A 17,709-nucleotide genomic window follows, 5' to 3' on the forward strand; every position below is an offset into this window, starting at 1 on the left:
TCATGCGATCACTGCCATCCCTGACCTCCGTTCTGACCGTCTTGAGCCTGGGGCTGTTCAGCCTGCCGACGCTGGCCGAGCAGACCGAGACCTTCCGCTTCACCGCCATCCCCGACGAGGACGAATCGCGTCTGGTGGAGCGCTTCTCGCGGGTGGCCGACTATCTGTCCGAGACGCTCGAGGTCGAGGTCGAGTACGTGCCGGTGAAGTCCTACGGTGCGGCGGTCACCGCCTTCCGCAATGACCAGGTCCAGCTGGCCTGGTTCGGCGGTCTGTCCGGTGTGCAGGCCCGTCGTCTGGTGCCCGGTTCCCAGGCACTGGCCCAGGGGGTCGAGGATGCGGCTTTCGAGAGCTACTTCATCGCCCACTCCAGCACCGGACTCGAGGCCGCCGACCAGCTGCCCGAAGAGATCGAGGGCAAGACCTTCACCTTTGGCGCCAAGACCTCCACTTCCGGTCGCCTGATGCCGGAGCACTACCTGCGCGAGCGCTTCGACGCCGCGCCGGAAGAGCTGTTCTCACGGGTCGGCTTCTCCGGTGATCACTCACGCACCATCGCCCTGGTCGAGGCCGGCACCTACGAGCTGGGCGCGGTCAACTTCAAGGTGTGGGACGCGGCGCTGGAAAATGGCGATGTCGACACCGACAAGGTCAGCGTGATCTGGTCTACCCCGAGCTACCCGGACTACCAGTGGACCCTGCGCGGCGACGCCGATGAGGCCTTCGGCGAAGGCTTTACCGACAGGGTTCGCCAGGCACTGCTCGAGATGGAAGATCCCGAACTGCTGGAGAGCTTCCCGCGTTCCGGCTTCATTCCCGCCGACAACAGCATGTACGCCCCCATCGAGACGGTCGCCGAGAGCCTCGGCCTGCTGCGCTGATGGACGATGGCCAACGTCAGGTCACCGGCGGCCGGGACAACGGCCACGGTGACTTCCCGACACTGATCCTCGACGGGGTCGACCTGGGCCACGCCGACCACAGGGTGCTGCATGACGTCCACCTTCGCCTTGCGCCCGGCGAGCGCATCGCCCTGCTCGGGGAAAGCGGCGTCGGCAAGTCCACCCTGCTGGCGGAGCTGCGCCGCCGTCTTGGCCGCCACGCCGCCTGGTGTCCCCAGTACCACGGCCTGGTGCCTCAGCTATCGGTCTACCATAACGTCTACATGGGCAGGCTGGAGCGCCACTCGGCGCTGGTCAACCTGTGGAACCTGGTCAGGCCGCTGCGCCAGGCCTGGGAAGATGTCGCAAGTCTGTGCGCCGAACTGGGACTCGAAGGTGCCATCAGGCGCCCGGTAGGTCGGCTGTCGGGTGGCCAGCGCCAGCGGGTCGCCATCGCCCGGGCGCTCTATCAGCGCCGCCAGGTCTTTCTCGGTGACGAGCCGGTCGCCAGCGTCGACCCCCACCAGGCCATGGCGCTGCTCGATCGAATCGATGCCCAGCACGCTACCACGGTGATGGCGCTGCACCAGCGCGAGCTGGCGCTGAGCCACTTCGATCGCGTCTGGGGGCTGGCCGACGGTCGCGTGGTGCTCGACGCGCCCAGCGAAGATCTAAGCCTCGATGATCTCGACGCGCTCTACCCCAGTGCGTCACGCACGGCTCCCACGCCCGCTGCTCCCAGCCCTGCTCGCGACGACAGCAGCGATTCGCCGGCCGAGGCCAGCACTCGCCACGCCTCGCACCAGGCCGGCGAGGAGCAGGCAAGACCGTGAGAGCCGCGCAAGCGACACGCCCAGGCCTGTTGGCCGGCGACGGTATCGGTGCCCGCCTGGCACGCCACAGCCTGTGGCTGGTGGTGCTGGCTGCCCTGGCGATTCCGCTGGCCGACCTCGAAGTATTGAGCCGCGATCCCTGGGGCGAACTCGGACGCATGGCAATGGGCCTGGCGCTGCCTGACTTCGGCGCCATCGAGACGCCCCTGCAGGCCATCGGCCTGACCATCGCGGTGGCCTTCTGGGGCACCCTGGCCGGAGTGGTGCTGGGGCTGCCCCTGGCGCTGGTCTACGCCCGCTCACGCCTGGTGCGCGCGGCCAGTGCCGCGGTGCGGGCGGTACATGAGCTGTTCTGGGCGCTGCTGTTCCTGCAGGTGTTCGGGTTGTCCGCGCTGACCGCCCTGGCGGCCCTGGCGATTCCCTACGCCGGCATCTTCGCCAAGGTCTACGCCGAGATCCTCGAGCAGACGCCCCAGGCGCCCCAGGCGGCGCTGCCCGAGGGTACCGGGCGCCTTGCCCGGCTGGCCTATACCGAGCTGCCCCAGGCCTTCGCCCAACTGGCCGCCTACACCCGCTACCGCTTCGAGTGCGCGCTCAGAAGCAGCGTGCTGCTGGGTTTTGTCGGTCTGCCGACGCTGGGCTACCAGCTCGAGAGCGCCTTTCGCGAGGGCCGCTACTTCGAGGCCGGTGCCCTGCTGTGGGCCTTTTACCTGCTGATCGCCACCCTGCCCTGGTGGGCCCATCGGCGCCTGCTGCTGCCGCTGGGGCTGGCCAGCGTGTGGTTGCTGGGTCCCTGGCCCGAGATCGACCCAGGCCTGTTATGGCGCTTCGTCAGCGTAGACATCTGGCCCCGCGCCCTGCTTGAGGGCGACATCGGCGGTGTGCTCCGCTGGCTGGCCGAACTGCCCGACCTCGTCGGCGCGGTGGCCAATACCCTGCTGCTGGGGCTGCTCGGCACCGTCGGCGCCCTGCTGCTCGCCCTGGTGCTGTGGCCCCTGGCCTCGCGCCACTTCGGCAGTCGCGTCAGCCAGGGCATCGGCCAGGGTCTGCTGATCTTTCTGCGCTCGACCCCGGAGCTGATGCTGGCCTTAGTCTTCCTGTTGCTGCTGGGGCCATCGCTGCTGCCGGCCTGGCTGGCCCTGGCGCTGCATAACGGCGCCCTGATCGCCTTTCTGGTATGTCGCCACGCTCAGGCCATCGAGCCCGGCATGCCGGGACTCCCGGCCTCGGGGCGGCTGGCCTACGAGCTGTTGCCGCGGCTGTACCCGGGCATGCTGGCGCTGGTCTACTACCGCGCCGAGGTGATCCTGCGTGAAAGCGCCCTGCTCGGCATGCTTGGGGTCGCCACCCTCGGCGACAATATCGACGACGCCTTCCAGACCTTGATGTTCGACGTGGCCTTCGCCCTGCTGGTGATCACCGCCCTGCTCAATATCGCCGTCGACGCCCTGGCCCGCCGTCTGAGGCCCTGTGAGCCGCCTATGGAAGACCCCTGCCTGCGCTGAAGACAAGACGTCTTGAAGGGCGGCACAGGCGTTTTATCCGGCGCACCCGGACGCCAGGACCAATGCCTCAAAAACAACACAAACGACAACGCCGGCCACGGGGCCGGCGTTGTCGTTCGAGCGGACGGCTATGTCAACGGCTATGTCACTGGGGCTCTGTTACAGGCCCTTGACGGCGGCGGTGACGGTGATCTCGACCTTCAGCTCCTTGGCCGGCATCGGCGCGCACACGCAGGTACGGGCGGGGGCGTGGCCTTCCGGCACCCAGGCGTCCCATACCGCGTTCATGGCGGCAAAGTCCTCGCCGTTCTGCAGGTAGATGGTGGCGCTCAGCAGATGCTCGCGGTCGCTGCCCACCTCGGCCAGCAGCTCATCGACACGCTCCAGCATGCTGGTGGTCTGGGCGGTGATATCCCCCTGACGGGCGTCCGGTCCGGCGACCTGACCACACAGGTAGGCAACACCGTGGTGGATGACGGCGCGGCTCATGCGGGTCTTGGTGTCGTGACGCTGAATGCTCATCGCTCTCTCCAAAAAAGTCGGTATTTCTAAAAAATCTCGAAAAGACAGCCGATTCGACCACCTCTTCACCAGTGTCTTCTCTGCAACGTTAGACAGCCGCCCAATATAGCCAACTTCTCCCTGCGCCAGATAGTCTGTTGTCGCGCTTTTGCCTCTTTTGCGATGTCAGGTATCCCTCACCCCGGCGACATAGTCACGACAGTCCTGCTGTCGCCCAACCGTTTATATGAGGGTTTGCAAATGAAACGTTCCGTCATGATGGCCGCCGTGCTGTCCACCGCCCTGGCGCAAGCCGGCGCCATCGCCACCGTCCAGGCCGCCGATGGCGACATGGAAAAGTGTTACGGCGTCGCCCTGGCCGGAGAGAACGACTGCAAGGCAGGGCCAGGCACCACCTGCGCCGGCACCTCTACCGTCGACTACCAGGGCAACGCCTGGACCCTGGTCCCGGAAGGCACCTGTACCGATATCGAAACGCCCCACGGCAATGGCAGCCTGAGCGAGGTCGAGCGCCCCTGAGCCAGAGCACTGGCGCCACGGGGAGGCTACGGCCTTCCCGTGACGTTTACACGCCAAGCCTCAAGCCATAGCGAATCGCCCATGCCCTCTTCCCTGTCATCCAGCCTTCCACGCGAGTCGCTCGAGACGCCCGTCTCGGCGTCCTTGCCAGCGCCACAGCCAATGGCGGCCAATGCGGTCGGTATCGGCCTCAAGTTTCAGCATATGCAGGCGCTGGTCCATCTGGCTCACTCGGTTCACTCAGCCAAGTCGGCCCAGGCCCCGGACTTTCTCGAACTGCACGCCGAGAACTACATGAACGCCGGCGGGCCCCTTCAGGATCGACTCGATGAACTGGCACGCTGCTACCCGCTCTCGGTCCACGGCGTCGGCCTGTCGCTGGGCAGTGCCGAGGGCATCGACCCGGCCCACCTGGAGCGTCTTGCACGCCTGGTCGATCACCTGAACCCCGCGCTGGTCTCCGAGCACCTGGCCTGGAGCCGTCTCGACGGCCACAGCTACAACGACCTGCTGCCGGTGCCGCTGACCGAGGAATCGCTACGGGTTCTCGGCGACAATATCGCCCGCACCCAGGACCGTCTCGGCCGCCGCCTGCTGGTGGAGAACCCGAGCCTCTACGTCAGCCTCGACAATCGCTTCAGCGAGACCGAGTTCCTCCAGCGGCTGGTGGACACGACCGGCTGTGGGCTGCTGTTCGACGTCAACAACGCCTATATCAGCGCCGCCAACCTGGGACGCGACCTGGATGCCTATCTGGACGAGGTGCCCTGGGCCGCCGTCGGCGAATGGCACCTGGCCGGCCACAGCCTCGATGCCGCCGGCGAGCTGTACATCGACGACCATGGCAGCGCCGTCAGTGAGCCGGTGTGGCAACGCTACCGTCAGGTGCTCGCCCGGCGTCCCGGCCTGCCCACCCTGATCGAGTGGGACAACCGGGTGCCGACGCTAGAGCGCTGGATGCAGGAGGTCGACCTGGCACGCCGGCATCAGCATGCAGCCCATGGCCCCGGCGCCGATGCGAGCACCACCCTGGCAGCCAGCGCCTCGGCGCAAGCCACCGGGAGAGCGCCATGAGCGGCCTGCTCGATTGGCAGCGCAGTTTCATCGATGCCATGCATCGCCCCCAGGCGACGCCACCACAGCTCGGCCACAAGGCCGGGCTCGACGTCTACCGCAACAATATTCGCTCAAGCCTGATCGAGGCCCTGAAGGAAGCCTTTCCCCATACCCTGACCCTGCTGGGCGAGGGCTGCTTCAGTGCCGAGGCCGCGAGTTTCGTGGCCACAAGCCCCCCCGACGATCCCCGCCTGAGCCGCTATGGCCAGGGCTTCGCCGACGCTCTGGCGCGCGCACCGGCGCTTGCGCCCTATCGCTTCGTCGCCGATATCGCGCGACTCGAGCACGCCCGGCTTCAGGTCAGTCACGCAGCCGAGGCGGTGCCGCTGGAGGCGTCCGATATCGGCGCCGTCCTTGACGACCAGCGGCTCGTCCAGGCCCGTCCGGCCAGCCGGACCATCCGTTGCCAACATGACGTCGAAGCCCTGTGGCAGGCGCTGGAGAGCGGAGAGGGTGGCGCCCCCCTGGGCGAGCGAGGCGCCGGCCACTGGCTGGTGATCCGCTCGGGTCGCCAGGTCAGGCTTAGGCCACTCGATGCGGCAAGCGCAGCGTTGTACGGCTTGCTGGACACACCGACCTCGCTGTCCCAGGCGCTGAGCGAACTGGCCGACAGCGGCGTGGCAGAGGATGCGCTCGGCCACGCTCTGGGCACCCTGGTCGGCCATGGCGCGCTCGCGGTACCGGACCCCGCCCCCACTTTGTTACGAGGCACCCCATGACACCGATGACAAACCTGCTGGACACCTACTACGGGCGACTCTGCCCCTGGCTAGAGCGTCGTTCGCTGGACCTGGTGCTGGCGTTGATGCGCTTGGTGCTCGGCGCCGTGTTCTTTCTGTCGGCGCTGACCAAGGTGGAGGGATTCGGTATCGCCGACAGCACCTTCTTCCTGTTCGAGCACGAATACGCCCTGCCGTTGATTTCACCGGTGCTGGCCGCCTACCTGGCAACACTCGCCGAGTTCTCGTTGTCGCTGCTGCTGTGGGCGGGGCTTGCCACGCGACTGGCGGCCTTCGGGCTGTTGATCATGACCCTGGTGATCCAGACCTTCGTCTATCCCGAGGCCTGGGTCACCCACGGACTCTGGGCGGCGAGCCTCGCCACCCTGATCCTGCGCGGCGGCGGCTGTCTCTCGCTGGAATGGCTGCTGTGCAGGATGAAGGGCAAAGGTCGCGAATCGGTGACGCCACAGCAGGACCGCGTCGACGACGCATAGACGCATAAAAAACGACCCGCCGCCGAACAGGATTCGGCGGCGGGTCGATGTCGATGTCGGCTCAGCCTCGTCAGCGCAGCAGCAGCACCGGCAGCGAGGTGCGCCTGAGGACACTGGTGGTGGTGCTGCCCACCAGCAGATGGCGAATCCGCGAGTGGCCATAGGCTCCCATCACCACCATCTCGATGGCGTGGTCCTTCTGGTAGGTGCGCAGGGTCTCCTCGACCTCTCCGGCGCGAATCTCGCCCTGGGCCTCGTGACCGGCGCCCTTGAGGCTGTCCAGCGCCCACTCCAGCTGGGTGCGGTTATCACCGGTATCGGCACCGACCATCACCACGTGACAGGCGATCCCCTTGAATAGCGGGCTCCTGGCCAGCAGCTCGACGCCCTTGCGGGTGGTCTTGCTGCCATCGAAGGCGATCATCACCCGAGTCGGCGGCGTGAAGCTCTCCGGCACCATCAGAATCGGCCGATGCAGACCGCGAACCACCCGCTCGAGATTCGAGCCCAGGTGCTCGCTGGCCTGCTGGGCGCTCTCGCCCCGCTTGCCGATCACCAGCAGGCGGATCTCGTCTTCCAGCTCCAGTAGTGTCTCCACCAGGGTGCCGTTGCGCTGTCGGCAATGCAGGTCATCAACACCACTGGCGCTGGCGCGATCCTTGGCCGCCTTGAGCATCAGGCGGCCGTGCTCCTGGGCGACCTTGGCCCGCCGCTCATCGAGACTGGCCAGCTCCTCGAGCAGGTGCTCCCTGGCGCCGAGTCCCAGGTTACCGGACAGATCGGCCTCGGCGGTCTGGGGGTGGTTATCCACCACGTGAAGAAACGTCAGCGGCGCATCGAGGGCCTGACTGGCCCAGGCGGCAGAGTCGCAGACCCCTTCGGAAAACTGGGACCCGTCGATGGCGGCCATCACCTGTTCTGTCATGAAATCGTCCTGCCTGGCGTTGGGGGCGAACGCGCGTCCTCAGACGTCGCGTTCCATCGATTGTGGCCTTGTCGTCGCGCCCGAGCGGGGCGCGACCCTCAGACCTGTTGTCTAGCCCGATCCGGGTGTTACCTCCAGTTCTACACCAACTGGCACACACCCGTCACATCTTCGGCGCCTGCCTCAGTGACCACCCATCAGCTTTTCCACCGCCGCCGGGTTATCGTGGATGGCGTAGCGATCGACGATGGTGGCGCTGGCCTCGTTGAGCCCGATCAGCTCGACGTCGGTGCCCTCACGGCGGAACTTGATCACCACCATGTCCAGCGCCTGGACCGCGGTGATGTCCCAGAAGTGGGCACGTGACAGGTCGATGACCACCTTCTCGACGCTTTCCTTGAAGTCGAAGGCGGCGGAGAAACGCTGAGACGAGGCGAAGAACACCTGGCCGACCACGCGGTAGCGCCGTCCCTTGCCGAGCTCCTCTTGCTGTTCCAGTTCGTCACTGGCGATGTACAGGAAGTTGCCGACCTTGTTGGCGAAGTTGAGCGCGGCGATCAGCACACCGACGAACACACCGATCGCCAGGTTGTGGGTCCACACCACCACCGCCACGGTGGCGATCATCACCACATTGGTGGACATCGGGTGCTTCTTGAGGTCGCGCAGCGAGCTCCAGCTGAAGGTACCGATGGACACCATGATCATCACCGCCACCAGCGCCGCCATGGGGATGCGCGAGACCCAGTCCGACAGGAACACCACCATCAGAAGCAGGAAGACCCCCGCCAGCAGGGTAGACAGGCGTCCACGACCACCGGACTTGATGTTGATCACCGACTGGCCAATCATCGCGCAGCCCGCCATGCCGCCAAGCAGACCGGTACCGATGTTGGCCAGACCCTGGCCCTTGCACTCGCGGTTCTTGTCGCTGGAGGTGTCGGTCAGATCGTCGACGATAGTGGCGGTCATCATCGATTCGAGCAGACCAACCACGGTCAGCATGACCGCATAGGGGAAGATGATGCCGAGGGTCTCGAGATTCAGCGGCACGTCAGGCCACAGGAACATCGGCAGGGTATCGGGCAGCTCGCCCATGTCACCGACGGTGCGGATGTCCATGCCGGTCGCCAGGTAGACGCCGGTCAGCACCAGGATGCACACCAGCGGGGACGGCAGCAGCTTGCCGATCCTGGGCACGTAGGGGAACAGATAGATGATGCCGAGACCCGCCGCGGTCATCGCGTAGACGTGCCAGGTGACGTTGGTCAGCTCAGGCAGCTGGGCCATGAAGATCAGGATCGCCAGGGCGTTGACGAAGCCGGTCACCACCGAGCGCGAGACGAAACGCATCAGATCGGCCAGGCGCAGATAGCCGGCGATGATCTGCAGTACCCCGGTCAGCAGGGTCGCGGCCAGCAGATATTGAAGTCCGTGCTCCTTGACCAGGGTCACCATCAACAGTGCCATGGCGCCGGTGGCGGCAGAGATCATCCCCGGCCGGCCCCCGGCGAAGGCGATGATCACCGCCATGGAGAAGGAGGCGTAGAGGCCAATCTTGGGATCGACACCTGCGATGATGGAGAAGGCGATGGCCTCCGGAATCAACGCCAGGGCCACGACGATGCCGGACAGCACGTCGCCCCTAATATTGGAAAACCAGTCTTGCTTGATCGATCGCATCATGAGGCGGTCCAGGGGGAGTGGTTGTGAGATATCGCGACAAGCGGCCCAGGGCCGACCGTTTCTCCACGACAGCAGCGCACCGGGAGGCGTTAGCCTGGCGCTGTCATGATGTAGTGGAGACACGGGAAGGGGCGCAGTTTACCAGAACCACCTGAGCAAGGCGACGCTGCTACCCAGCCTGTCTTTGCCTTGTCGCCGCATTGTCGCCACCCCGGTCTCGATCCGGCCAAGTCCGCCCGGTGGCATCTTCTGAAAAAAATGTGTAAGGATCGTTGCCCCCTGCCGACTCAGCTGACTACGTCCAAGGAACGCGACATGGAGCGATGCGCCACGACGCCACCGTCACCGCGAACGGAGAGCCAATCGCCGGGCCCGCCGCTAATAGCGCTCGAGCATAGTCTCGCGCGCCATGGGTGGCCTCTGTCCGGGCATCGACTGGAACCGCTGGCCGATACCGGCCTGGCCCACTGGCATGTGCGCCTGGCCGGCGGCAGTGACAAGGGCGGCTGGCTGGCGCGGTTGCCCAAGCAGAGCCAGATGGGGCTGGACGCGGCGTCCAACCTGGCCTATCAGGTCGCCTGCTTCGATCGCGCCCAGGCCAGTGGCCATACACCCAGGCTCGATGACTGGCTGCCCTGCGACGACCTGCTGCCCAGAGGCGCGCTGGTGGTGGAGGCCATCGATGGCCGTCCCGCCAGCCTGCCCTCGGACCTGCCGGCCCTGACCTCGGCCCTGGCCAGCCTGCACCGGCTGCCGCTGCCCGATCACCGTGCCCCCCTGGCGTCACCGGTGGATCCCTGGCGAGAGATGCTCGACGAGATCGCCACCCAGGCCCGCTTTCTCCCCGGGGCCGGGCTGTCTCGCACCAGCACTGCCCTGATCGAACAGGCGCTGGCACAGCTCCCTGAGCGACTTCGCATCGCCGACGACGAGATTCGCCTGATCAGCTTCGATGCTCACCCCGGCAACTTTCTGATCACGCCTCACGGACGCGCCGTACTGGTGGATCTGGAAAAGTGCCGCTATTCGCTACCCGGCTTCGACCTGGCCCACCTGAGCCTTTACACCTCCACCACCTGGGACCTCAACAGCCGCGCGGTGCTGTTCGTCGAGGATCTGGTGGCGCTGTATCGGCGCTGGCAGGAACTGATGGCCGAAGACAGTCATCACAGCGACTGGTCGACGCTGATCACCTGTCGTCGCGCCATGTGGCTATGGTCGCTGACCTGGTGTGCCAAATGGCGTGCCCAGCAGCGCCGCCAGGTCGACAGGCAGCACAGTGGTGAAGACTGGTCGGCACAGCTAAGCGACCATGCCTTGATCGCCCATGTGGCCGACCGCGTCGATCACTACCTCTCGGCCCCCATCATCAGGCGTGTCGCCGACGAACTCGAGGAACTCGTCCGTGCCGGCTGACGCTCCCGGCTCTGTCTGGCCCGGCCCTGCCCGGTTCTATCCAACCCTGTCCGGCTCTATCCGACCCTGCCTATCCATCGTCACAAGGACGCGACCATGACCACACCTTTTTCCTGTAGACGCCCGTTGTCCGACCTCCGCTTGACCTGGCCTCCCGGTGGCGCCTTCGTCCTCACCGCCCTGGCTGCCCTGGGGCTAGGCTCGCCCGCCTGGGCCCAGGATACGTCCACGCCGCTGAACCAGCCGTGGCAGGAGATCGAGCAGCAGGCCAGGGGGCAGACGGTCTACTTCAACGCCTGGGGCGGTGACCCCAACGTCAATGGCTATCTCGACTGGGTCGCCGACGAGCTCGAACAGCGCCACGACATCGATCTGGTCCACGTCAAGCTCGACGACACCGCCGCTGCGGTCTCCCGGGTACTGGCCGAGAAGTCCGCCGGCAACGTCGACGAGGGCGCCATCGACCTGATCTGGATCAACGGCGAGAACTTCGCCGCGATGAAGGCCAATGATCTGCTGCTCGGGCCCTTTGCCCAGCGGCTGCCGAACTTCGCGCTGACCTCGCCGGACGCCAATCCCGAGATGACCACCGACTTCACCGTCCCCACCGAGGGTTTCGAGTCACCCTGGGGCAAGGCCCAGCTGACGTTCTACTACGACAGCGAGCGTGTCGAGGCGCCGCCGACCAGCATGGCCGCCCTGCTCGACTGGACCGAGCAGCATCCCGGGCGCTTCACCTACCCACTGGTCCCGGACTTCCACGGTTCCACCTTTCTCAAGCAGGCGCTTATCGCACTGATCGACGACCCGGCGGTGCTTGCCCGCCCCGTCGGCGAAGCCGACGCCGAAGCGACCATGGCACCGCTGTGGGACTATCTCGATGCCCTGCATCCCCATCTGTGGCGCCAGGGGCGGGACTTCCCCGCATCCGGGCCTGCGCTCAGAAGCCTGATGGGCGACGGCGAACTGTCGCTGGCCTTTACCTTCAACCCCGCCGAGCCTGCCGCTGCGGTCAACAACTACCAACTGCCTCCCTCGATTCGCAGCTATGTGCTCGACGGCGGGACCATCGGCAACGTTCACTTTGTCACCATCCCGTTCAACGCCAGCCACCAGGCCGGCGCCATGGTCACAGCCAACTTCCTGCTCTCGCCCGAGGCCCAGGCGCGCAAGCAACGCCTGGACGTGTGGGGCGACCCCAGCGTGCTCGATCTCGCGCGCCTGAATGAGGCCGAGCGTCAGGCACTGACGCCCATGGATGACCAGCCAGCGCGACTGGCGCCACAGGCCCTGCAACAGACCCTGCCCGAGCCGCACCCGAGCTGGATGGAAGCGGTAGAGGCGGCCTGGCTCGAGCGCTATGGCAGCCGCTGATACCTCGACCTTCTCCCGCCTGGTGGGGCTGGCGCCGGCGCTGACGGTGCTGCTGCTGGTGGCCCCGGTGGTGGCCGGCCTGGCAGGCGCTGCAGCGCCGGCCTTCGGCTGGCTGCCGGTGCTCGGTGGAGAGCAGCTGAGCCTGGCGCCCTGGGTGAGCCTGGCGAACACCCCCGGGCTTTTCGAGATGCTGGTGCTCAGCTTCACCACTGGCCTGATCAGCACCGCCCTGGCCCTGACCATCGTGGTGCTGTTTCTCGGTGCCTTCGCCGACAGCGCCGCCTTTGTCTGGCTCAAGCGCCTGCTGTCGCCGCTCCTGGCGGTGCCCCACGCCGCCGCCGCCATCGGTCTGGCCTTTCTGCTGGCGCCCTCGGGCCTGGCCATGCGCCTGGTCTCCCCGGCCTTGAGCGGTCACGCCACGCCTCCTGACTACCTGTTTCCCGGTGATCCCTTTGGCCTTGCGCTGGTCGCCGGACTGGTGGTCAAGGAAGTCCCCTTTCTGCTGCTGATGAGTCTATCGGCGCTGCCTCAGTGCCAGGCCGACGATCGTCGGCACCTGGCACTGTCGCTGGGTTATTCGCCGGTGACCGCCTTTCTCAAGGCGGTCCTGCCGAGCCTGTACCCGCTGATTCGGCTACCGGTCTATGCGGTCATCGCCTTTGCCTCGTCCAATGTCGATGTGGCCATGATCCTGGGGCCGTCCACCCCACCGACCCTGGCGGTCAGCGTGGTCCGCTGGCTTGGCGATCCCGACCTGTCGATGCGCTTCATGGCCTCCGCCGCAGCGCTGAGCCAGCTCGGCATCACGCTGCTGGCACTGGCCTGCTGGTGGTGCCTGGAACAGGCCGTACGCTGGTGCGCCACGCCACGCCTGACCGACGGCCGACGCAACAGCGGTCAACGCCTCGGCAGCCTGCTGGGCGGCGGTCTGACCTGGCTCAGCGTCACCCTGCTCGGTGCCAGTCTGCTGGGGCTGACGCTGTGGTCGCTGGCGGCCTTCTGGCCCTTTCCCTCGGCCTGGCCCACGCCCCTGACCCTGGCCAATTGGGGTCGTGCGCTGCCAGGCCTGCTGCCGGCCGCCCTCGATACCCTGTGGCTGGCGCTGGCCGCCACCGCTCTCGCGACCATCCTGGTGATCGGCTGTCTTGAGAGCGAAGCGCTCAATCACCGCAGCATGGGAGCGAGCGCCACCCTGGTGCTCTACCTGCCGCTGCTGGTGCCACCGGTCGCCTTTCTCTACGGTCTGGTGCAGCTTCAGGCGCAGCTGTCGGTGGCACCGGGCTTCATGGTGGTGGTACTGGGACACTGCCTGTTCGTGCTGCCCTACGTCTTTCTGTCACTGGCCGAGAGCTACCGGCGGCTTGACCCCCGCTGGGCCCAGGTCGCCGCAGGTCTCGGCCATGGCCCGGCCGCCGCCTTTGTACGCGTTCGCCTGCCGCTGCTGCTGGCCCCCATCGCCACCGCCGCCGCCGTGGGGGTCGCCGTCAGCGTCGGCCAGTATCTGCCGACGTTGCTGCTGGGGGCCGGACGCCTGACCACCCTGACCACCGAGGCGGTATCGCTTGCCTCCGGCGGGGATCGTCGCCTGACGGCGGTCTATGCCCTGGCCCAGCTACTCTTGCCGGCACTCGGTTTCGCCCTCGCCATCGGCTTGCCGCGCGTACTGCATCGCCACCGACGCGCCCTGCTGACCTGAACCGCCTCAACGCCATCCGAGCCCACCATGTCACAGACACCAGACACACGATACCACCTTCCCCCCACGTCTCCAGCGAACCCGACGGGCGCACTGGTCTTCGATCGGGTCGTGATCTCGCTGGACGGTGCCCCACTGGTATCACTGAATGCTCAGGTCGCCCCCGGCGAGGTGGTCAGCGTCATGGGGCCTTCCGGTGTCGGCAAGTCCACCCTGCTGGCCTACGCCGCGGGCTTTCTCGCCCCCGCCTTTGACGCACAGGGCGAGGTGCGCCTCGGCGACAGGCGAGTCACCGACCTGCCTGCCTCGGCCCGCCGACTCGGTCTGCTGTTCCAGGATGCGCTGCTGTTTCCCCACCTCAGCGTCGCCGGCAACCTGGCCTTCGGCATGCCGTCGTCTGCCAGCCGACGCGAGCGCCGCGAGGCCATCGAAGAGGCCCTGGCGGATATCGGTCTTGCCGGATTCGGTGAGCGCGATCCGGCAACGCTATCCGGCGGCCAGCGCGCTCGCGTCGCGCTGATGCGCACCCTGCTGTCGCGTCCCCAAGCGATGCTGCTGGATGAGCCCTTCTCCAAGCTCGACGCCGCGCTCCGCCAGGAGATGCGTGACCTGGTCTTCCAGCGCATCCGCGACCATCGTCTTCCGGCGCTGCTGGTCACCCACGACAGGGCAGACGCCGAGGCAGCTGCGGGCCCGATCGTCGAACTGGCGGCCGCCACCGAAGCCCCCGCCGGGGCCGCCTGGCAGGGTGCCCGCCGTGCCTCTCGCTGAACCAGGCTCCCCGACCGTCGCACCACGTCTGTGTGTGGTCATTCCCGTCCTCGATGAGGCAGCGACCATCGTCGCGGGTCTTGAGCGGCTATCCGAGTGGCGCCAGCAGGGCGTCGAGGTGATCGTCGTCGATGGCGGAAGCGAAGACGATACCCAGGCGCTTGCCCGTCCCCTGGCCGATCGGGTCATCGACGGCCCCCGCGGAAGGGCGCGCCAGATGAACCAGGGCGCCGCTGCGGCGAGCGCGCCGTCCTTGCTGTTTCTGCACGCCGACACTCGACTGCCCCCGGCGGCCATGCCGGCGATACTGAAGGCGCTGGAGAAACGCCATTGGGGGCGCTTCGACGTGCGCATCCTGGGCCGGTCGCGCTGGCTATCATTGATCGCCGCCTGCATGAACCTGCGCTCACGCCTGACCGGCATCGCCACCGGCGATCAGGCGATGTTCATGCGTCGCAGCGCCTTCGACGCCGTCGGTGGCTTCCCCGACCAGCCGTTGATGGAAGACATCGAAATGTCCAAGCGCCTCAAGCGGCTGTCGCCGCCCGCCTGCCTTGGCTTCAAGGTGCTCACCGACGGTCGCCGCTGGGAGCAGGGCGGCGTGCTGACGACGATATTGCTGATGTGGCGACTGCGCTTTCGCTATTGGCGAGGGGCCGATCCCGTTCGCCTGGCCGAGGAGTATCGCCATGTGCGCTGACCACGATAGCGACGGGCTGGCAGCCAGCCCGGATCTGGCGAATAGCCAGTCGCATAGCCAGGCGTGCGGCCAGCAGCTCGGCGATCAGCACCCTGTTCACCACGAGGATGGCCTGAAGCTGGCCATCCTGGCCAAGGCGCCGATCCCCGGCCAGGCCAAGACGCGGATGATCCCCGCCCTCGGCGCCGAAGGCGCCGCTCGTCTCCAGCACAGACTGATCGAGTACACCCTGAAGACGGCGCTGGAGACGACGTCCGCGCGCAACATCACGCTTTGGACGGCGCTTGAGCACGACCATCCGTGCTTTGTCGATATCCGCCAGCGGTTCGGCGTGACGCTGAGACCACAGCCTGAAGGCGACCTGGGGGTGCGCATGCACGCGGCGCTGTGCTCGGCAGGTGGCCCGAGCCTTCTAATCGGCACAGATTGCCCGATATTGGATAAGACATTACTAAAAACTTGTCAGAAACGGCTTAAAGACGCAGATAGCGTCTTTCTTCCGGCCGAGGACGGCGGCTATGCTCTGGTTGGAGTTCGTCGCCCCGATCCCCGTCTCTTCCGAGGAATCGACTGGGGCACGTCCAGCGTCATGTCCCAGACGCGCACACGTCTTGCGGAGCTTTTGTGGACGCTGGAGTGTCCAACGACCGTATGGGACCTGGATACGCCCCAGGACCTGGCTCGCCTCGCCGACATGGAAGCCCTCGCCCTGGAGATTCTGCCGTGACCCAAGAAACGCTCACCGACCGCCACAAGAAACTCGCCGCCGTGCGCCCCCGCCTGGTGTCCTTCGCCCGCATGCACCTGCGCGATCATGCCGCCGCCGAGGACGCCGTGCAGGAAGCCATGATCGCCGCCATCGAGAAGAACGACAGCTTTTCGGGGCGCTCCGGCTACGAAACCTGGGTATTCGGCATCCTCAAGTACAAGCTGCTCGACCAGATGCGCCAGCAGAAGCGTCATGGTCGCTGGGAGCCCTTCGATGAAGAGCACAGCGACGACGCCATCGACCGCATGTTTCAACAGGACGGACACTGGGCCGCCGACGCCAAGCCCCAGGCATGGAGCACCCCGGAGCAAGCGTTCGAGAACGAAAATTTCTGGAAAGTATTCGACGCTTGTATGCTGAGTCTTCCAGAAAACGTGGCTCGCGTTTTCTCCCTGCGCGAATTGATGGGCCTTTCCACCGACGATATTTGTAAGGAAGTGGGCATCAAGGAAAACAACGCTTGGGTGATCCTGCATCGGGCTCGCCTCAAGCTTCGCGCTTGCATTGAAAAGGGATGGAAGGAGGACGCGGCATGATGATGTGCAAGGCCGCTACGCGGCTGATGTCAAAGCAGTTGGATGCACCCCTGACGGCCAGGGAGCGTATTTCGCTGCGGTTTCACTTGATGTTGTGCTCGGCCTGTCGCAACTGCGAAAAGCAGTTCGGCATGCTGCACCGGGTCGGCAATGCCTATAACGGCACAATTGATAAACCCCAGGACGGTACGTCCCCTGGCGCGACTACCGACAACGTCGCCAGTGATCAGGACCTGCTGAAGGTAAAGGAAGCGATGGCCGAGGCGGAGACCCGTCGTCAGAACTGAAGGTCTCGGCTGACGGACTGGGCGCAAGGACCTCGACTGACCTACCTCGACTGAACTACCTCGAGGGCAGCATCTCGCTGGTCGACCCACCATTCTGCCTCCCCCTGGCGGGCCACCAAGGCAGCCCGCCGACGGGGCGCCAGTTACCCCCCACCTGAGTCAGCCTCAAGCGATTGCGTGCCAGATCCCCGGTAAAGAGGTCCCGAGCCGGACCCGGTGAGCAAGGCTCGGGAGATGCCTGGGCAAGGCCAGGCCATCATTGCTGGCCCGCTGCCTCCCGCGCCAGCCCGGTCAGGGCCTCGGCGATCTTGTCCACGGGCAGCTCGCAGTCTTGCAGGCCGTGGCGCTCCACCAGGTAATGAGGGTCGTTCCACTCGATCACCAGGTGATCATCCTGCTGGCGAACCAGCATCTTCTGGGGAAGGTCCAGCGCGACACTGCCCTCGCACTGCATCAGTCGAGTGCCCACCTCGGGCTTGCCGAAGATGTAGGTGCGTGTCGCTGGCAATTCCAGCTCCACCCCGGCGGCGTTGGCCTGGTGGTCCACGCTTGCCATCAGTCCCATCCCCCGTTTTTCCAGCCCCTCCTTGAAGCGGGATTCCACCGCCTCCAGGCTATCGGTCGACGTCAGACTGGCGATACCGCTGTCGCTCACCTCGACCTCGCCCTGCGCCCAAGCCATGGTCGCCATCGATCCCGCCAGCACGCTGCCCAGGCACAGGGTGAACATCTTGCGATAGCACTGCTTCATGATGGAGCTTCCTTTCCAGGTCAATGTGCCTACAGCATGGTCGCCGGTCCCCGACCACCACAAGGGGAAATCTCTCACAATCCGGGTTGACGCTGTGTAAGGTTCAACGCCGGGGCGACGACCCAGTACCCATAGCCGACGCGACTGGGCATAGTGCGCGCAATGCAGCTACACGATGTGCGCACAGGCGATGGCCGCCCACACGA

The 17,709-nt window shown here is 66.1% G+C and carries 19 protein-coding genes; 15 read left to right on the top strand and 4 right to left on the bottom strand.

Annotated elements, in window-relative coordinates:
- Window positions 1-2 precede the first annotated feature (2 nt).
- Genes NH448_RS11265 through NH448_RS11275 form a run of 3 tightly spaced genes read left to right on the top strand, consistent with a single transcriptional unit; the run spans window position 3 to window position 3,219 of the window.
- Window positions 3-881, top strand: coding sequence for a putative selenate ABC transporter substrate-binding protein (locus NH448_RS11265; RefSeq protein WP_185696366.1), 879 nt, complete (start codon window positions 3-5; stop codon window positions 879-881).
- Window positions 881-1,714 carry an ATP-binding cassette domain-containing protein gene (locus NH448_RS11270; RefSeq protein WP_083970177.1) on the top strand — a complete coding sequence of 278 codons (834 nt, stop codon included), beginning with the start codon at window positions 881-883 and terminating at the stop codon, window positions 1,712-1,714. Before NH448_RS11265 ends, NH448_RS11270 begins: the two co-directional genes overlap by 1 nt.
- The gene (locus tag NH448_RS11275; RefSeq protein WP_052704197.1) at window positions 1,711-3,219 is read left to right on the top strand and encodes an ABC transporter permease subunit; all 1,509 of its coding nucleotides are present in this window, start codon (window positions 1,711-1,713) and stop codon (window positions 3,217-3,219) included. The genes NH448_RS11270 and NH448_RS11275 overlap by 4 nt, the downstream gene beginning before the upstream one ends.
- Window positions 3,220-3,378: 159 nt before the next feature.
- On the opposite strand, the gene NH448_RS11280 is transcribed toward NH448_RS11275, so the two are convergent.
- A complete protein-coding gene (locus tag NH448_RS11280) occupies window positions 3,379-3,741 on the bottom strand; it encodes a RidA family protein (RefSeq protein ID WP_045991015.1) in 363 nt (120 codons plus the stop codon).
- A 240-nt stretch (window positions 3,742-3,981) separates the two neighbouring features.
- On the opposite strand from NH448_RS11280, the gene NH448_RS11285 reads away from it, so the two are divergent.
- The 4 genes from NH448_RS11285 to NH448_RS11300 all read left to right on the top strand — a co-directional run bounded on the left by NH448_RS11285 (window position 3,982) and on the right by NH448_RS11300 (window position 6,592).
- Window positions 3,982-4,260, top strand: a complete 279-nt coding sequence (locus NH448_RS11285) for a DUF2282 domain-containing protein (protein ID WP_045991014.1) — start codon at window positions 3,982-3,984, stop codon at window positions 4,258-4,260.
- Between the two features lie 81 nt (window positions 4,261-4,341).
- Window positions 4,342-5,334, top strand: coding sequence for a DUF692 domain-containing protein (locus NH448_RS11290; RefSeq protein ID WP_239452492.1), 993 nt, complete (start codon window positions 4,342-4,344; stop codon window positions 5,332-5,334).
- Window positions 5,331-6,095 (top strand): DNA-binding domain-containing protein, encoded by a 765-nt coding sequence (locus tag NH448_RS11295; RefSeq protein WP_052704196.1) that lies wholly within the window; start codon window positions 5,331-5,333, stop codon window positions 6,093-6,095. Before NH448_RS11290 ends, NH448_RS11295 begins: the two co-directional genes overlap by 4 nt.
- On the top strand, window positions 6,092-6,592 hold the full coding sequence (locus NH448_RS11300; protein ID WP_045991012.1) for a DoxX family protein: 501 nt from the start codon (window positions 6,092-6,094) through the stop codon (window positions 6,590-6,592). The genes NH448_RS11295 and NH448_RS11300 overlap by 4 nt, the downstream gene beginning before the upstream one ends.
- 70 nt (window positions 6,593-6,662) lie before the next feature.
- On the opposite strand, the gene NH448_RS11305 is transcribed toward NH448_RS11300, so the two are convergent.
- Both NH448_RS11305 and NH448_RS11310 read right to left on the bottom strand, forming a co-directional pair.
- On the bottom strand, window positions 6,663-7,517 hold the full coding sequence (locus NH448_RS11305; protein WP_045991011.1) for a universal stress protein: 855 nt from the start codon (window positions 7,515-7,517) through the stop codon (window positions 6,663-6,665).
- 183 nt (window positions 7,518-7,700) lie between these two features.
- Window positions 7,701-9,203, bottom strand: coding sequence for a SulP family inorganic anion transporter (locus NH448_RS11310; RefSeq protein ID WP_045991010.1), 1,503 nt, complete (start codon window positions 9,201-9,203; stop codon window positions 7,701-7,703).
- Between the two features lie 315 nt (window positions 9,204-9,518).
- Between NH448_RS11310 and NH448_RS11315 the strand changes: the two genes are divergently transcribed.
- The 8 genes from NH448_RS11315 (at window position 9,519) to NH448_RS11350 (ending at window position 16,752) form a co-directional block, all read left to right on the top strand.
- Window positions 9,519-10,619 carry an aminoglycoside phosphotransferase family protein gene (locus NH448_RS11315; protein WP_083970176.1) on the top strand — a complete coding sequence of 367 codons (1,101 nt, stop codon included), beginning with the start codon at window positions 9,519-9,521 and terminating at the stop codon, window positions 10,617-10,619.
- Window positions 10,620-10,715: 96 nt separating this feature from the next.
- Entirely contained in the window at window positions 10,716-11,993 is a 1,278-nt protein-coding gene (locus NH448_RS11320; RefSeq protein WP_083970175.1) for an ABC transporter substrate-binding protein, read from the top strand.
- Window positions 11,980-13,689 carry an ABC transporter permease gene (locus tag NH448_RS11325; RefSeq protein WP_045991009.1) on the top strand — a complete coding sequence of 570 codons (1,710 nt, stop codon included), beginning with the start codon at window positions 11,980-11,982 and terminating at the stop codon, window positions 13,687-13,689. Before NH448_RS11320 ends, NH448_RS11325 begins: the two co-directional genes overlap by 14 nt.
- A gap of 27 nt (window positions 13,690-13,716) precedes the next feature.
- Window positions 13,717-14,460, top strand: coding sequence for an ATP-binding cassette domain-containing protein (locus NH448_RS11330; RefSeq protein WP_083970174.1), 744 nt, complete (start codon window positions 13,717-13,719; stop codon window positions 14,458-14,460).
- Complete coding sequence (locus NH448_RS11335) at window positions 14,447-15,160, top strand: TIGR04283 family arsenosugar biosynthesis glycosyltransferase (protein ID WP_204248905.1); 714 nt, start codon at window positions 14,447-14,449, stop codon at window positions 15,158-15,160. The genes NH448_RS11330 and NH448_RS11335 overlap by 14 nt, the downstream gene beginning before the upstream one ends.
- Entirely contained in the window at window positions 15,150-15,887 is a 738-nt protein-coding gene (locus tag NH448_RS11340) for a TIGR04282 family arsenosugar biosynthesis glycosyltransferase (protein ID WP_083970173.1), read from the top strand. Before NH448_RS11335 ends, NH448_RS11340 begins: the two co-directional genes overlap by 11 nt.
- Window positions 15,884-16,465, top strand: coding sequence for a sigma-70 family RNA polymerase sigma factor (locus tag NH448_RS11345; protein WP_045991008.1), 582 nt, complete (start codon window positions 15,884-15,886; stop codon window positions 16,463-16,465). Before NH448_RS11340 ends, NH448_RS11345 begins: the two co-directional genes overlap by 4 nt.
- Window positions 16,462-16,752, top strand: coding sequence for a zf-HC2 domain-containing protein (locus tag NH448_RS11350; RefSeq protein ID WP_045991007.1), 291 nt, complete (start codon window positions 16,462-16,464; stop codon window positions 16,750-16,752). Before NH448_RS11345 ends, NH448_RS11350 begins: the two co-directional genes overlap by 4 nt.
- Window positions 16,753-17,008: 256 nt before the next feature.
- Here NH448_RS11350 and NH448_RS11355 read toward each other — a convergent pair whose 3' ends face one another.
- Window positions 17,009-17,503 (bottom strand): DUF302 domain-containing protein, encoded by a 495-nt coding sequence (locus tag NH448_RS11355; RefSeq protein ID WP_052704195.1) that lies wholly within the window; start codon window positions 17,501-17,503, stop codon window positions 17,009-17,011.
- Between the last annotated feature and the right edge of the window lie 206 nt (window positions 17,504-17,709).

The organism is Halomonas sp. OfavH-34-E (assembly GCF_024124525.1).
Lineage (GTDB): Bacteria > Pseudomonadota > Gammaproteobacteria > Pseudomonadales > Halomonadaceae > Halomonas > Halomonas litopenaei.

Excerpts from the sequence above, each read along its gene's own strand:
- NH448_RS11300 (WP_045991012.1), top strand. The coding sequence starts at position 6,092 with ATGACACCGATGACAAACCTGCTGGACACCTACTACGGGCGACTCTGC.
- NH448_RS11290 (WP_239452492.1), top strand. The coding sequence starts at position 4,342 with ATGCCCTCTTCCCTGTCATCCAGCCTTCCACGCGAGTCGCTCGAGACG.
- NH448_RS11330 (WP_083970174.1), top strand. The coding sequence starts at position 13,717 with ATGTCACAGACACCAGACACACGATACCACCTTCCCCCCACGTCTCCA.
- NH448_RS11305 (WP_045991011.1), bottom strand. The coding sequence starts at position 7,517 with ATGACAGAACAGGTGATGGCCGCCATCGACGGGTCCCAGTTTTCCGAA.
- NH448_RS11285 (WP_045991014.1), top strand. The coding sequence starts at position 3,982 with ATGAAACGTTCCGTCATGATGGCCGCCGTGCTGTCCACCGCCCTGGCG.
- NH448_RS11280 (WP_045991015.1), bottom strand. The coding sequence starts at position 3,741 with ATGAGCATTCAGCGTCACGACACCAAGACCCGCATGAGCCGCGCCGTC.
- NH448_RS11295 (WP_052704196.1), top strand. The coding sequence starts at position 5,331 with ATGAGCGGCCTGCTCGATTGGCAGCGCAGTTTCATCGATGCCATGCAT.
- NH448_RS11265 (WP_185696366.1), top strand. The coding sequence starts at position 3 with ATGCGATCACTGCCATCCCTGACCTCCGTTCTGACCGTCTTGAGCCTG.
- NH448_RS11320 (WP_083970175.1), top strand. The coding sequence starts at position 10,716 with ATGACCACACCTTTTTCCTGTAGACGCCCGTTGTCCGACCTCCGCTTG.
- NH448_RS11325 (WP_045991009.1), top strand. The coding sequence starts at position 11,980 with ATGGCAGCCGCTGATACCTCGACCTTCTCCCGCCTGGTGGGGCTGGCG.
- NH448_RS11355 (WP_052704195.1), bottom strand. The coding sequence starts at position 17,503 with ATGAAGCAGTGCTATCGCAAGATGTTCACCCTGTGCCTGGGCAGCGTG.
- NH448_RS11315 (WP_083970176.1), top strand. The coding sequence starts at position 9,519 with ATGGAGCGATGCGCCACGACGCCACCGTCACCGCGAACGGAGAGCCAA.
- NH448_RS11270 (WP_083970177.1), top strand. The coding sequence starts at position 881 with ATGGACGATGGCCAACGTCAGGTCACCGGCGGCCGGGACAACGGCCAC.
- NH448_RS11340 (WP_083970173.1), top strand. The coding sequence starts at position 15,150 with ATGTGCGCTGACCACGATAGCGACGGGCTGGCAGCCAGCCCGGATCTG.
- NH448_RS11310 (WP_045991010.1), bottom strand. The coding sequence starts at position 9,203 with ATGATGCGATCGATCAAGCAAGACTGGTTTTCCAATATTAGGGGCGAC.
- NH448_RS11350 (WP_045991007.1), top strand. The coding sequence starts at position 16,462 with ATGATGATGTGCAAGGCCGCTACGCGGCTGATGTCAAAGCAGTTGGAT.